The sequence below is a fragment of the Streptomyces sp. NPDC021093 genome (assembly GCF_044333135.1).
Taxonomy (GTDB): Bacteria; Actinomycetota; Actinomycetes; order Streptomycetales; family Streptomycetaceae; genus Streptomyces.
In genome coordinates this window covers 591,271-604,076 of record NZ_JBIRQJ010000001.1, presented here as the reverse complement: position 1 = coordinate 604,076, position 12,806 = coordinate 591,271, and the positions used below count along the sequence as shown (strand labels likewise).

Here is a 12,806-nt window from a genome sequence, read left to right as displayed (position 1 = left end):
CCGTTGCACCGCCACGGCGGGCAGGTCAGTCCTCGCCGAGTTCGGACAGCGCTTCGGTGATGATGCGGGTGGCGAAGTCGGGGTCGTCGGCAATGCGGTTGATGTGCTCCGCGAGCAGGAAGACGGTGGCTTCCAGGGGCTTCATCTCGTTCTCGGTCCACGGTCCGTACTGCGTGCGCCAGAGGCTGGGACTCAGGCCGGTGCCCGCGGCCACGACCAGGCCCGTCATGGTGGGGATCGCCTCGGGGCCGACGCTCTTGGGCATCATGCGCAGCGCGGCCACGAGGGTGGGCACCACGTACTCGATGACGTCCTTGCCCTGGTCCTCGTGGACCCTGCGCAGCCACACCATGAACATGTAGACGAGGGTGCACGCGCCGTCCAGCACGTCCGCTGCACCCTCGGGCCCCAGGGACGCGAGGAACTGGTCGGTCAGCGCCTGCTGTTCGGGGTCGGTCTCGGTCCTGCCGTCGTGAATGCCCTTGAGCCGGGAGTCGATCAGCATGAGCGCCGCGCCCACGTCGCCGGCGGGAGCGTACTGGGGGTCACAGGACGATGGCACAGGATTCCTCCTCGGGCGACCGCGACGGGTAACACGGTGTATTCGTACCGTAGACCGTGCGTGATGTCGGGGTCAGCCGAATCCGCGGGAAGCACACGCGGGGGCCGGCGCGGACCGCACGAACCCCAACCCGCCCCCGCCGTCCGCGAGTTGGAGAAAGGCCAGGTCATCCCGTGCGGCCCGTTCCGCCGGACGGATTCCGCCGGGCTGATGACCCGTCAGTACTGCGCCAACCCGCGCGAAACGTTAGTGGAACGATAGAAAAACGTAAGTGTTGACTGAAAGCGTCATGACTCCCCAACAGGGGCGCGTTTCTCTTTCGATTATGGCGCGGGCACTTCTTCTTGAAGCCCCCGCAGTCCAGGGAATGGAGTAGACATGAAGATGGTCAAGGCACTGGTTCGGAAGTTCAAGAAGGACGAGGACCTCTCGCAGCACTCGTGGATCCTGCACGTCATCTGACGCACCCTCGTCGGTAGTTGTCGGCGGAGGACGCGGCTGTGCCGCTGCCTCCGCCGACGCTCCACGTTCCCCGCCCACCGCGGGAACGCTTTCCCATCGCCATTCCCATGGGCCAATGGCCCCACAGACCAATAGAGACGGGCAGAGGCGGGATTCTCTTGGAAGAAAGGGCGCCGGCAGCGGTGCGCGGCCATTCCGTCGTGTATGCCCCGCGGATTCAGGAACTGCTGGCCAGGGAAGAGAAGGTGTTCCGGATCGACGCGACCACGGTCGGCGTCTCCGAATGCGACCTGGTCGCCGAAATCGTCGCGGCGCGCCCCGTGCTGGCCACCGAGCGCTCGGTCTACAAGCCCGCCGCGGGAGCCGACATCCAGCACGACAGCGCGACACGGACGATCCGCGCGCTGGGGCAGGACGTCCTGGCGGGCATCCGGAATCCGCCGCCCCCGGCGCGCGGACTGTCGGGCGCCTGGCCCTACGCGGCCACCTCCTACCTGCGCCAGTGGCTCTTCTCGTCCGATCCCCTGCCGGTCTCCCTGCTGTCGAAGCGCGGCGTCACGCGCTCCCCCGCCCTCTCCCGGGTCGTCGACCGCGCCGTCACCGTCTGGCCGGGCTCCGGTGCGGAGGGGGGCACCGCGCTGGCCGAGCTGATCCGCGCCGCCTCCGGCGACCTGGACAAGAAGCAGGCCGTCGCGATGTACCGGCGGGCGACGGCCACCCTCTGCGACGGCGTGGCCGCGCTGGCCGGCAACGCCCTGTGGCTCATGGGCCCCGCGCGGAAACCTGCGGAGGCCCCCGCCGATCTCACCGCGGCCCTGTGGGAGACGCTGCGACTGCTCCCGCCCGCGTGGATGCTGTTCCGTACGGACGGGAAGGCGTACACCGGGCTGCACCCCGAGATCCGTCCCGAGGACAAGGTCGCGCTCTTCCCGCTCCTGATGCACCGTCACCCGGACTACTGGGCCGACCCGTTGGAGTTCCGGCCCGAGCGGTGGGCCGGGGTGGCGGACCCGGAGAAGACGCCCGCGTTCATGCCGTACGGGTTCGAAGGTGCCCGCTGCTGGGCCAAGCACCTGATCGTGCCGCTGGCCGAGCGCCTGCTGACCGTCGCCTTCGACAACGGGCTCGTCATCCGCAGTCCGCAGCAGGAGGCCGAGGTCCCGCTGCGCTCGCTGCTCTCCGTACGGTTCGACGCGGGAATCGGGGCATGACCACCATGGAACCGCCCACGAGATCCTCCATGGAACCGCCCGCGGAATCCCCCGTCGAATCGCCCAAGCTGGCCAACTGGGTCGGCGACGTGGAGCGTTTCGCGGGCAACCAGTGGCAGCGCGAGCCCGCGGTCTTCACGCCGGAGACGCTCGCCTCGCCGTTCGACCTCGACGAGTTGGACGCCGCCTTCGACAGCGGGCTGCTGCGCACCCCGTACCTGGAGATGGTGCGCTCCGACAAGGTCACCGTCCCGCCCGCGGCCTACACCACGTCACGCCTGGTCAGCGGCGCCGCCCACCACGGCTTCGCCGACCGCGCGAAGGTCGTCGCACTCCTGCGCGCCGGAGCGACGCTGCTCCTGCGGTACGTCGACCAGTGGCACGGCCCGACGCGCGATCTGGTGGCGCGACTGTCCGAGGAGACCGGCCGGCACGTGGAGGCGTTCTTCTTCGTCACGCCCGTCGGCGGTCAGGGTCTCGCGGTGCACCGCGACGACGCCGACGTGTTCGTCCTCCAGGTGTCGGGACACAAGACCTGGTACGTCCACGACGCGCCGACGGTGGCGGACTGGTCGCTGGGCGAACTCCCGGACGACGAGCGCTCCAAGCTGCTCCTGCAGAGCGTTCTGGAGCCCGGCAGCGTGCTCTACGTACCGCGCGGCTTCGCGCACCGCGCGGTGGGCGCCGCCGGGCTGTCCGCCCACCTGTCGCTGACGATCCGTGACATCTCCCTGCAGGACCTGCGGACGGCCCTGGAACAGGAGTTGACCGAGGGGCTCGGCCTCCCGGCGCGCCCGCTGGGCGACGCCGCGATCACCGACGCCTGCGCCACGCTGCTCAGCCACGTCCGGGCGAGGCTCGACACGATCACACCGGAGGACCTGCGGCTCGCCGCACGGGCCGCGCAGACGCGGCAACCGGTCGCGCAGACGGAGACCCGGACGGAGAGACCCCCGGAGACGTTGGCCGAGACGGCCAGGAACTGGGCGGCCGATGCGCCCGGCGCGGGTCGCGCGGGGCCGATGTCCGTGGGCCGCACCTGGCGCAGACTGCGCGACGCGGCACGTACCGGACGCTGACGTACGCCGCGGCACGTAGCGCGCTTGACGTACGAGGCGGCACGTACCGGCTTGGCGTACGTCGCGGCACGTACCGGACTTGACGTACGTGGCAGGGCGGCGGCCCCCGTGCTCAGGCGCGCGGTCCCAGGAACAGGCCGCCGCTCGCGTCGATGACCTGCCCGGTGATCCAGCGCGCCGCGTCGGAGGCGAGGAAGGCGACGACCTCGGCGACGTCGTCGGGGCCGCCCAGCCGGTCGAGCGCCGTCGTTCCGGCGATGTGCTCGGCCAGGCCCGGCGCTTCGAAGAACGCTCCGTTGGCCGCCGTCCGGGTCGCGCCGGGAGCAACCGCGTTCACCGTGATGCCCCGGACCCCGAGCTCGTTGGCCAAGGTCAGGCTCATCGTCTCGACCGCGCCCTTCGTCATGGCGAAGGACGTCTGGGCGGGGTTGGCCATCCGGGTCACCACCGACGAGATCGTGACGATGCGGCCGCCGTCGCGGAGCAGGGGCAGTGCGCGCTGGACGATGAAGTACGGCGCACGGACGTTCACCGCGAAGAGGTGGTCGAACTCCTTCCGCGTGGTGGCTCCGAGCGGGCCCGCGGGCGCGGCCGCCGCGTTGTTCACCAGGATGTCGAGCGGCCGCCCTGCCAGGCCGGCCTCGACCCCCGCGAAGAGCGTCTCGACGTCGTCGTCCACGCCCAGTTCCGCCCCGACGGTGAACGCGGTGCCACCGGTACGTTCGATCGCGTCGACCGTCGCCGTCGCACCGGAGTCGTCCGTACCGAAGTGCACGGCGACCACGGCCCCCCGTGCCGCGAGCCGGACCGCGATCGCCTGCCCGATGCCGCGCGATGCTCCCGTGACGAGAGCCGTCCTGCCGGTCAGATCGTTCATGCCCACCACCCCGATCTGCGAGTCACCACCAACCTGGTAGTGACTACCACTGCGATAGTGTCTACCACATGACCGACCAGCACCCAACCCTGCGGGCACAACGGCGATCCGAGACGCAGCGCATGATCCAGGCGCACGCGGTACGGCTGTTCACCGAGCACGGATACGACGCCACGACCGTGGCCGGCGTCGCCAAGGCCGCGGGCGTGTCGCCCATGACCGTGTACCGGCACTTCCCCACCAAGGAGGACCTGGTGCTCGTCGACCAGAACGGCCCCCTCGTCGCCGAGCGGATCCTCGCGTCGTCCGCGACGCAGCCCCTGGTCCGCCGTATCGGCACCGCACTCGTCGACGCGGCCACGACGTTGACCGGCGCCGACGCCGGTGGCGGCCCCGGAGCCGACCCGACGGCGAACAAGCAGTTCCTGCTGGCCCGACTCCAGCTCATGATCTCGACACCGGCCCTGCGGGCCAGGCACCTGGACAGCCACTACGCCCTGCAGCAGACGATCGTCGACGCACTCGGGGGCAACGCCGCGGACCCCAACACCCCTGATCCCGACGCGGTGTTCCGCGCCCAAGCAGCGGCCGGCGCCTGCCTGGCCGCCATGAACACGGCACTGATGCGCTGGGCCGAGGACGACGGAAGGAGCGAGCTGCCGGACCTGATCGCGCAGGCACTCACCGCCGCCTTCGGCGGGGGGATCACCGGAACCGACCGGACGGACGGGACGGACGACTGAAGAAGGCCCCGTCAGGAAGCGGGGACGGGCCCGCCCGGCCGGAACCGCTCCACGCCGACGATGTGCCGCACCTTGACCGGGCGTACGACCACCGCGACTCGCTGTTCCCCCGGCATGATCCACTCGAACCGCTCGCTGCCCAGGTACTTGCGGGCCAGCCGGTCCATCCGGTCGTGCGCCTCCTCGCCCTCGATGAAGCGGACCACCTCACCGCTGATCTGCACCCGGTCGAAGGGGTCGACGGCGTCCGCGTGCGAGAGGTAGACGCGGGGGTCGTGGCGCAGGTTCTGCTCCTTCACCCGGCCCACCGAGGTGTTGAAGGTCAGCTCCCCCTCGCCCTCCAGATCCACCCACATCGGGCTGACCTGCGGCGCTCCGTCGGGGAACACGGTTCCTACGTACCAGATGTGAGCGGCTTTCAGGCGGGCGCGGACGGCTTCGTCGAAGATTGCAGTCATCGGGGGAGGCTAACAACCGGGGTCCGTACGACGACTCGGGGGGAGCCTGTCGTCCGGCCGCCCGAGCATGGTGTAAATGGCCACGGACAGGGCCGCGCAGATCGCGGCGCCGACCCAGAGGACCGTCTGCCAGGCGTCGGTGAGGCCGTGGGTGACGAAGTCGGCGAATTCCGGGCGGAGTTCGGCGGGCAGCCCGGAGAGGGCGCCGGTCAGGTCTCCCGCGTTCACGCTGTTGGCCAGCTCCCCGGCCCCGCCCCGGTACACGGGGAACCGGTCCAGACCCGCGGCAAGTTGATTGCTCGTCAGATTGATCAGCGCCGAGCCCGCCGCGGCGATGACGAGGGCCTCGCTGCCAAGACGAAGCGTGTTGAGGAAGCCCGCCGCCGTCCCGGTGGCTTCGGGCGCCACCACGGTGAGGACCGCACCGTCCACCAGGCCGAAGTTGAGGCCCAGGCCGATCCCGAGCGTGATCAGGGGGCCGGCGAGCGCCGCCGGGCCCACGCCCGGTTCGAGGGTGGTGGCGAGCCACCCCGTACCGGCCGTCAGGCACAGCAGGCTGAGGCCGAACACGCCCCGGTGGGACAGCCCCCACCGGACCAGCCTCCCCGCGAGGAGCGGGGTGAGCAGGATCGGCAGCGTCATCAGCAGCATCGTGGTGCCCGCCGCCCGGCTGGAGGAACCGTTCGCGACCAGCAGGTAGTTCGGCAGCAGGGGCAGCAGGATCACGAACGAGAAGGTGACCACCACGGGAATCAGGCACAGGGCCATGAACCGGGCATTGCGCAGCAGCGCCAGGTCGAGCATCGGGTACCGGGCGCGTCGCTCCACGCCGACGAACACCGCCATCAGCAGCACCGCCCCCGCCAGCAGGGCGAGGACCGGAGCGCTGCCCCACCCCCACTGCGGCCCCTCGACCGTGCCGAGCATGAGCAGGAAGAGGCTGCCGACGAAGGCCGCGGTGCCCGCCCAGTCCACCCGGGCCGCCGTGTCACCGCGTGATTCCCGCAGGAACGGTACGGCGCACAGCACCAGCAGCATCAGTACCGCGTGCAGCCCGAAGAAGGCACGCCAGCCCAGCGCGTCGGCCAGCGCTCCCGCCGCCATGGCGCCCAGGGCGAGTCCGCCGCCCGTCACGATGCCGACGGCCGCGAACACCCGGTTGCGCGCGGCGCCCCGGAAGGTCGCGGCCAGCAGTGAACTGCCGCTGGTGAGCAGTGCAGCGGCGCCGACACCGGCCACGGCGCGCGCCACGTCGAGCAGGACGATGTCGTTCGTCGCCACGCTCGCGGCGGACGCCACCGTGAACAGCACACCGCCCGCGGCGAACATCCGGCGCCGGCCGACCAGATCGGCCAGCGAGCCGCAGGCGAGCATGAAGCTCGCGAAGGTCAGGTTGTAGCCGTGCACCACCCACTGCAGCGTGTCCAGCGAGGCGCCCGTGTCGCGCCCGATGTGCGGCAGCGCCACGCCCGAACCGGTCACCGAGGTGGGCAGGATCAGCAGCGCCAGCAGAATCGCGGTCAACACGACGGCGGGCCTCGGCTTCTGCGCGGTGGCGTCCGAGGCTGTCGCCGCCACGGGGCTCACCGCCGTACGCCCCTTCATCGGCCGACGGGCACGGAGCCGAGGAGGCCACCGTCGATGACGAGGTCCTGGCCGGTGATGTAGGAGGCGTCGTCCGAGGCCAGGAAGGCCACGGCGGCGGCGATGTCGTCGGGATGGCCGAGGCTGCCGAGCGGCACTTGTGCGGCGGTGTGGGCCTCGGCGCCGGGGTCGGGGTTGGCGTCCCGGTACATTTCCGTGTCGATGTAGCCGGGGCTCACGGAGTTGACCCTGATCCCGCGCGGGGCGAGGTCGGCGCCCAGCGTACGGGCCAGGTTGTGGGCTGCGGCCTTGCTCGCGGAGTAGACGGACGCGACGGACAGCCCGCGGTGCATGGTCCAGGACGCGTTGATGACGATCGCACCGCCGTCCCGCAGCAGCGGCAGCGCGGTGTGGACGGTGAAGAAGACGCCCTTGAAGTTGATGTCGACCGTACGGTCGAAGTCGTCCTCGGTCAGCTCGGCGCTCGGCTTGAAGATGCCGACACCGGCGTTGGCGAAGACCGCGTCCAGACTGCCGCGCCAGGTCTCGATCTCCCGTACGAGATGGCCGAGTTCGGCCTTGGATGCCACGTCGGCCCGCACCGCGAGTGCCCGCCCCTGCCCGGCGCCGAGGCGGGCGAGGGCCGCGTCGAGGCGCGCCTGGTCGCGCCCGGTGATGACGACGTACGCACCCTCGTCGAGGAGCCTGCGTGCGGTGGCGAAACCGATGCCGCTGGTGCCGCCGGTGATCAGGACCGTCTTGTTCGTGAATCGCTTCATGCCGACGATCGTCGACCGGGTCGCGCGCGGGCGGCAGTGCCGGTCGGGCCTGGGTCTGTCACCACCACCCTCGGCGAGCGGGTTCCAGTGCCGGCCGCCGAGGTGGGCGGGCCGGCGCTGGTGCGGCGCGGGTCAGCAGCTGGACGCGGAGCTGATGCGGATCTTGTCGACCACCCAGGAGTTGAACGTGGTGGTGTTGTTGGGCGGGGTGCACCACGTCTCACCGTTGGTGAAGTGCGTGTACACGATGTCGTCACGGCGGGTGTTCACCATCGAGGTGGCGCCCTTGCTGGCACCGAGGTTCTGCCAGCCGCTGGTGACGTCCTTGAACTGGCCCGTCTTCGTGGAGCCCTTGTAGAAGCAGACGTACGGGTAGGCGCAGCTGGCGGCGGCCTGCGGGGCCGCCGAGGTCTGCGGGACCGCCGAGGCCAGCGGAGCCGCCGAGGCCAGCGGGGCGAAGGCCAGGCCGGAGCCCACTGCCACGGTTGCCACGGAGAGGGCGAGGCGTTTACGAAGGGTCATCGGGTCGGTTTCCTTCCCGGTCACGGGCCGGGTCCCCCTGTGGGATACCTCGTGTTGGCCCGTGGTGCGAGTGGACGCGGTGCCGACGGTCGCCCGGCACCGCGGTGCGTGCTGGGCCAAGAACCTAGGGGCGCCACCGCCGCCCGGGTAGGCGGTCCCCGGTCAAGTTCAGTGGCGGACGGGCCAGGTCCAGTGGCGCCCGAGTGGCTCGTCCGGGAAGCGCACCCTCGGAAATCCAGTGGTCACGATGGCTTGGAGCGAGAAGAATCCCAGGTCATGAACCTGCTGACGCACTGGCCGCTTGCGGGCCTGCGATTGACCACGCCGCGCCTGGAGTTGCGGTTGCCGGACCTGGACGATCTCGCCGCGTTGGCTTCGCTGGCCGCCGACGGTGTGCATGACCCGGGGGTGCAGCCGTTCACCGTGGCATGGACCGATGCCACGCCCGAGCAACGTGCCCGGAATGTGCTGCAGTACCACTGGCGCTGCTGGGGCGAGTGGCAGCCGGAGAACTGGGAGTTGAACCTGGCGGTCGTACGGGACGGGACCGTCGTGGGCACACAGGGCCTCAGCGCCCGGGACTTCTCGGTCCGCCGTGAAGTAGGCACCGGTTCCTGGCTGGGCAGGGCCCATCACGGCCAGGGCCTGGGAACCGAGATGCGCGCGGCCGTCCTCCACCTGGCCTTCGCCGGACTCGGCGCACAGCACGCTGTTTCCGGGGCGTACGCGGACAACGCGGCCTCGCTGGAGGTGTCGCGCAAGCTCGGCTACCACGAGGACGGCATGGAACGTCATACCGTACGCGGCCAACCCGCCGTGCTGCGCAGGCTCCGCCTCCGTACTGAAGGGTGGCAACAGCACCAGCCGGTCCCCGTGAAGACGGAGGGGCTGGCGGAGTGCCTGCCGTGGTTCGGCCTGGAGCGCTGAGCCGGCGGGGACGGCCTGGTGCGTCAGCCGTCAGGATCCGAACCCCAGCCCCCTTCTCCTACCGGGCTCCCAGCCCCGTCCGGTGTCGTTCCTCGCGGCCGGAGTCCGTGTCGAGAACGTCGGCCAGCCGGGCCTCGGTTCCGGTGCCCGGTGCGGGCGTGTACAGCAGCAGCCGGTGGCCCGGGAGGTCGGGCAGCGGCAGCGTCGTGTACTCGAAGACCAGGTCGCCCAGCTCGGGATGGACGAGGGCCTTGATGCCCTGGGCCGCGCTGCCCACGGGGTGTTCGGCCCAGATCTCGGCGAAGGCGGGGCTCGCGGCGCACAGGTCGGAGGCCAGCCGGCCGAACTCCGCGTCGTCCGGATAGCGGGCTGCGTCCGCGCGGAACTGTCCGACGATCTCCCGCGCGGCGTCCTCCCAGTGGCACAGCGCCGACCGGAAGCGGGCGTTGGTGAAGAAGCTCACCAGACAGCTGTGGTCCCCCTCGCCGTACCCGAAGACGAGACGGGCGGCGCGATTGACGGCGAGCAGGTTCCAGTGCCGGTCGATGATGTAGGCGGGCCGGGGCAGCCAGCCGTCGATCACCCGGCGGAGCCCTGGGGACACCTCCCGGTCCGCCGGGCACGACCGGGGCGGGTTCAACCCGGCCAGCAGATACAGGTGTTCACGCTCGGCTCCACCCAGCCGCAGCACCCGTGCGACGGCGTCCAGGACGTCCTCCGACACGTTGATCTCGCGGCCCTGCTCCAGCCACGTGTACCAGGAGACCCCCACACCGGCGAGCACCGCCACCTCCTCGCGGCGCAGCCCCGGCGTGCGCCGCCCGCCGCTCACCGGCATGCCCAGGTCCTGGGGCGACAGCCGCGCCCGTCGCGAGCGCAGGAACTCGCGTATCTCGGCGCGACGTCGCTGCCGTGCCTCTGCGGGAAGCCGGGAGATGTTCATCGCGCCATGTTAGGCAAGGGGTGACGAGCACGGCGACGTCCGTGGAGAGGAGCCGGCCGATCGCCTATTCGGAATGGACAGACCCCTCGACGGAGTAGTCCAGCCCTGGCTTGAATTCCAGCCGGGGAACGGCGGCCAGCACATGGGGTTGCAGGTCAGGGGTCACCTCGTAGGCCGCGCAGGCAAGCCACTCGTCCGTCCCCGCTGGGGGCATACGGCGGTCGAAGAGGTCACGGATGCGGATGATCTCTTCTCGGCTGAGCTCGGTGACATGAGCGGGTTTTTCGTCAGCACCCCACCCGGTCAGTTCCCAGATGAGTCGGTCGTGGGTCATGTTGTTCACACCACAACTGTAGATGCGCAGGTGAAGGGGCCTGCTGGCTCCTTGCCGTTGAAGCCGAGCTCAGTACGCGGTGACCTTGTCGGGTTCCCGGGCCGGTGCGGTCGCACGGTGCTGCCCGTGGGCTCCCCCGGCGGGACGCGGCCGGAACGGCCACCAGAGGGCCCGGCCGAGGAGTGCGGCGAGCGCGGGCACCAGTACCAGGGAGAGTACGAGCGCGGAGAGCAGGATGCCGAGCGTCAGCGCGAAGGCGTCCTGTTCGCTTCCCGGGTTCGCTGCGAGCGTGGCGAAGGAGCCGGCCAGCACCAGTCCGGCCGTCGCGACGGACGGTGTCGTGTGCCGTACCGCGCGGGCCACGGCGGCGCGGGCCGGGCCAGGTCGCTGCATCTCCTCCCGGATCCGGTCGGCGATCAGGATGTTGTAGTCGGTGCCCAGGGCCACGACGAACAGGAACAGCAGCAGCGGCAGCGTGAAGTTGACGCCCCGCCCGCCGAGGGTGTGCTGGAACAGCAGCGTGGCGGCGCCGAGGGTGGCGGCGAAGCCGAGCCCGACGGACAGCATCAGGACCAGCGGGGCGAGCAGGCTGCGCAGGAGCAGCAGCAGGATCAGCGCGATCAGCCCCGCCGCGACCGGGAACACGATCCTCAGGTCGTGGTCGACGGCGACGGACACGTCGGCGAAGATCGCCGCCGTGCCGCCCACGTGCGCCGTCGTCCCGGCGGGGGCGTGCCGGGCGACCGTGTCCCGGATCGGTCCCGCGGCCAGGTCGCGGGCCTGCTGGCTCTGCGGGTCGGCGGTCGGGTAGACGTCGATGCGGGCGGCACGACGGTCCTCGTTCAGTACGGTACGGGCGACCTTGCCCACGCCGTCGACCCGGCCGAGCGCACGGGAGAGGCCGTCGAACGCGGCGGCGTCGAGGACGCCGCCGTCCTTGCCCTCCTTCGCGGTGACGTAGACGCTCGTCGGGTCCGACACTCCGGCCGGCAGCGTGCGGGAGATCTCGGCCGCGGTGACCGCGGCGGGGGTCGGGTCGCCGGATTCGCCCCGGCCGTAGTCCATCCGGATGCCGGCCAGCCCGGCGGCCAGCGCGGCGAGCAGGGCGACGGAGGCCGCCAGCATCATCAGCGGCCGTCGTGCGACGAGTGTGCCGAAGCGGGCGGCACGGCCTTCGCCCGGCTTGTGCAGAAGGGTCTTGGAGGGCCAGAACATCTTGCGTCCGGCGGCCGCGAGCAGCGCGGGCAGCAGGGTGAGGCTGCCGAGCAGCATCACCAGGACCGAGACGGCGATCGCGGGACCCAGCGAGCGGAACTGTCCGAAGGTCGCCAGGCCCAGCGTGGCGAACGCGGCCACGATGGTCAGAGCCGCCGAGGTGATCGCGGTGCCCACCCGTCCCGAGACCTGCTCGGCCGCCTCGCGGGCGGGCTGCTCCGGCCGGTCGCGCAGTTGCTCGCGGAAGCGGAACAGCAGGAACAGCAGGTAGTCGATGCCGATGCCGAGCAGGACGACGTTGATCAGCTCCGGGGTGCTCGCGTCGAGCTTGCGCCCGGTGAGCAGCGCGGCGCCCGCGACGGCGCCCGCCGCCACGGCACCGATCAGGGCGACCGCGATCAGCGGCAGCAGGGCCGCCAGCGCGCTGCGGAACGCCAGTACGTTGAGCAGGATGATGAACACCATGACGAGGGTGGAGCCGACCTTCGCTGCGGTCCTGTGCGCGTCGGTGGTGTCGACCCTGTCGGCGAGGTCCCCGGTGAAACCGGTGCGCATGCCCGCCTCGGCGAACTGCGTCCTGGCGGCGTCCCGGAAGGTCCGGTAGACGCCCTGGACCCCCTTGTCCGAAGGGATCCCGGCCAGTTGCACGGTGAGCAGTGCGAAGCTCCGGTCGGGCGCCGTCATCGACGGGGCGACCTTCGGCGTCTGGGAGCGGTCCGGCACCAGGAACCGTGGCATGTCGTCCTCCATGGGCATGACCATCCGGCGCTGACCCAGCTTCGCCGCCTCGGCCCCGATCCGCTTCTGGTCGGCGGCGCCGAGCGCCTTGCCGTCGGACCTGGCGACCAGCACCGTCACCGTGAGGGCGTCGGGGTTCTCCCCGAACTGCTCCCGGGCGATCTGCAGCGCGGCGGCCGAGTCGTAGCTGCGGGGCAGGAAGTCGTCGGTCCGGTGCTGGGTCACGCGGCCGAGCAGGGTCGGGGCCAGAGCGCTGAGGACGAGACCCAGCACCGCCCAGCTGGCGATGATCTTCCACGGGTGTCTGGTGGAGTAACCGGTCAGGGCGCGGATCACTGTGTCCTCCGGCGGACGGCATTGCGTACGGACGTC

General features: G+C 71.0%; 13 protein-coding genes. 4 read left to right on the top strand and 9 right to left on the bottom strand.

The window, feature by feature from the left end; all coding sequences use genetic code 11:
- Nucleotides 1-25 precede the first annotated feature (25 nt).
- Nucleotides 26-562, bottom strand: a complete 537-nt coding sequence (locus tag ACH4SP_RS02790) for a hypothetical protein (protein ID WP_398408485.1) — start codon at nt 560-562, stop codon at nt 26-28.
- 662 nt (nt 563-1,224) lie between these two features.
- Here ACH4SP_RS02790 and ACH4SP_RS02785 point away from each other — a divergent pair.
- Nucleotides 1,225-2,235: a cytochrome P450 gene (locus ACH4SP_RS02785; RefSeq protein ID WP_398408483.1), complete on the top strand. Its 1,011-nt coding sequence runs from the start codon at nt 1,225-1,227 to the stop codon at nt 2,233-2,235.
- Nucleotides 2,232-3,314, top strand: coding sequence for a JmjC domain-containing protein (locus ACH4SP_RS02780; RefSeq protein WP_398408481.1), 1,083 nt, complete (start codon nt 2,232-2,234; stop codon nt 3,312-3,314). The genes ACH4SP_RS02785 and ACH4SP_RS02780 overlap by 4 nt, the downstream gene beginning before the upstream one ends.
- A 112-nt stretch (nt 3,315-3,426) precedes the next feature.
- Here the strand turns inward: ACH4SP_RS02780 and ACH4SP_RS02775 are convergent, their stop codons facing one another.
- Nucleotides 3,427-4,191 carry an SDR family oxidoreductase gene (locus tag ACH4SP_RS02775; protein WP_398408479.1) on the bottom strand — a complete coding sequence of 255 codons (765 nt, stop codon included), beginning with the start codon at nt 4,189-4,191 and terminating at the stop codon, nt 3,427-3,429.
- A gap of 68 nt (nt 4,192-4,259) precedes the next feature.
- Here ACH4SP_RS02775 and ACH4SP_RS02770 point away from each other — a divergent pair, with 68 nt between their 5' ends.
- The gene (locus ACH4SP_RS02770; protein WP_398408477.1) at nt 4,260-4,934 is read left to right on the top strand and encodes a TetR/AcrR family transcriptional regulator; all 675 of its coding nucleotides are present in this window, start codon (nt 4,260-4,262) and stop codon (nt 4,932-4,934) included.
- Between the two features lie 11 nt (nt 4,935-4,945).
- Here ACH4SP_RS02770 and ACH4SP_RS02765 read toward each other — a convergent pair whose 3' ends face one another.
- The 4 genes from ACH4SP_RS02765 to ACH4SP_RS02750 form a co-directional block, all read right to left on the bottom strand.
- Nucleotides 4,946-5,392 (bottom strand): TIGR03618 family F420-dependent PPOX class oxidoreductase, encoded by a 447-nt coding sequence (locus ACH4SP_RS02765; RefSeq protein ID WP_398408475.1) that lies wholly within the window; start codon nt 5,390-5,392, stop codon nt 4,946-4,948.
- 9 nt (nt 5,393-5,401) lie between these two features.
- Nucleotides 5,402-6,970 carry an MFS transporter gene (locus ACH4SP_RS02760; protein WP_398408472.1) on the bottom strand — a complete coding sequence of 523 codons (1,569 nt, stop codon included), beginning with the start codon at nt 6,968-6,970 and terminating at the stop codon, nt 5,402-5,404.
- Nucleotides 6,971-6,993: 23 nt separating this feature from the next.
- Nucleotides 6,994-7,755 carry an SDR family NAD(P)-dependent oxidoreductase gene (locus tag ACH4SP_RS02755; RefSeq protein ID WP_398408470.1) on the bottom strand — a complete coding sequence of 254 codons (762 nt, stop codon included), beginning with the start codon at nt 7,753-7,755 and terminating at the stop codon, nt 6,994-6,996.
- A gap of 132 nt (nt 7,756-7,887) precedes the next feature.
- Entirely contained in the window at nt 7,888-8,277 is a 390-nt protein-coding gene (locus ACH4SP_RS02750; RefSeq protein ID WP_398408468.1) for a hypothetical protein, read from the bottom strand.
- A gap of 276 nt (nt 8,278-8,553) precedes the next feature.
- On the opposite strand from ACH4SP_RS02750, the gene ACH4SP_RS02745 reads away from it, so the two are divergent.
- On the top strand, nt 8,554-9,204 hold the full coding sequence (locus ACH4SP_RS02745; protein ID WP_398408466.1) for a GNAT family N-acetyltransferase: 651 nt from the start codon (nt 8,554-8,556) through the stop codon (nt 9,202-9,204).
- A 58-nt stretch (nt 9,205-9,262) separates the two neighbouring features.
- Here the strand turns inward: ACH4SP_RS02745 and ACH4SP_RS02740 are convergent, their stop codons facing one another.
- The 3 genes from ACH4SP_RS02740 to ACH4SP_RS02730 form a co-directional block, all read right to left on the bottom strand.
- Nucleotides 9,263-10,147 (bottom strand): helix-turn-helix transcriptional regulator, encoded by an 885-nt coding sequence (locus tag ACH4SP_RS02740; protein ID WP_398408464.1) that lies wholly within the window; start codon nt 10,145-10,147, stop codon nt 9,263-9,265.
- Nucleotides 10,148-10,211: 64 nt separating this feature from the next.
- Nucleotides 10,212-10,490: a hypothetical protein gene (locus ACH4SP_RS02735; RefSeq protein ID WP_398408462.1), complete on the bottom strand. Its 279-nt coding sequence runs from the start codon at nt 10,488-10,490 to the stop codon at nt 10,212-10,214.
- Between the two features lie 60 nt (nt 10,491-10,550).
- Nucleotides 10,551-12,770, bottom strand: coding sequence for an MMPL family transporter (locus tag ACH4SP_RS02730; RefSeq protein WP_398408460.1), 2,220 nt, complete (start codon nt 12,768-12,770; stop codon nt 10,551-10,553).
- Nucleotides 12,771-12,806: the final 36 nt, after the last annotated feature.

Coding starts and splice junctions, on each gene's coding strand:
- ACH4SP_RS02755 (WP_398408470.1), bottom strand. CDS start 7,755: ATGAAGCGATTCACGAACAAGACGGTCCTGATCACCGGCGGCACCAGC.
- ACH4SP_RS02775 (WP_398408479.1), bottom strand. CDS start 4,191: ATGAACGATCTGACCGGCAGGACGGCTCTCGTCACGGGAGCATCGCGC.
- ACH4SP_RS02780 (WP_398408481.1), top strand. CDS start 2,232: ATGACCACCATGGAACCGCCCACGAGATCCTCCATGGAACCGCCCGCG.
- ACH4SP_RS02770 (WP_398408477.1), top strand. CDS start 4,260: ATGACCGACCAGCACCCAACCCTGCGGGCACAACGGCGATCCGAGACG.
- ACH4SP_RS02745 (WP_398408466.1), top strand. CDS start 8,554: ATGAACCTGCTGACGCACTGGCCGCTTGCGGGCCTGCGATTGACCACG.
- ACH4SP_RS02765 (WP_398408475.1), bottom strand. CDS start 5,392: ATGACTGCAATCTTCGACGAAGCCGTCCGCGCCCGCCTGAAAGCCGCT.
- ACH4SP_RS02750 (WP_398408468.1), bottom strand. CDS start 8,277: ATGACCCTTCGTAAACGCCTCGCCCTCTCCGTGGCAACCGTGGCAGTG.
- ACH4SP_RS02740 (WP_398408464.1), bottom strand. CDS start 10,147: ATGAACATCTCCCGGCTTCCCGCAGAGGCACGGCAGCGACGTCGCGCC.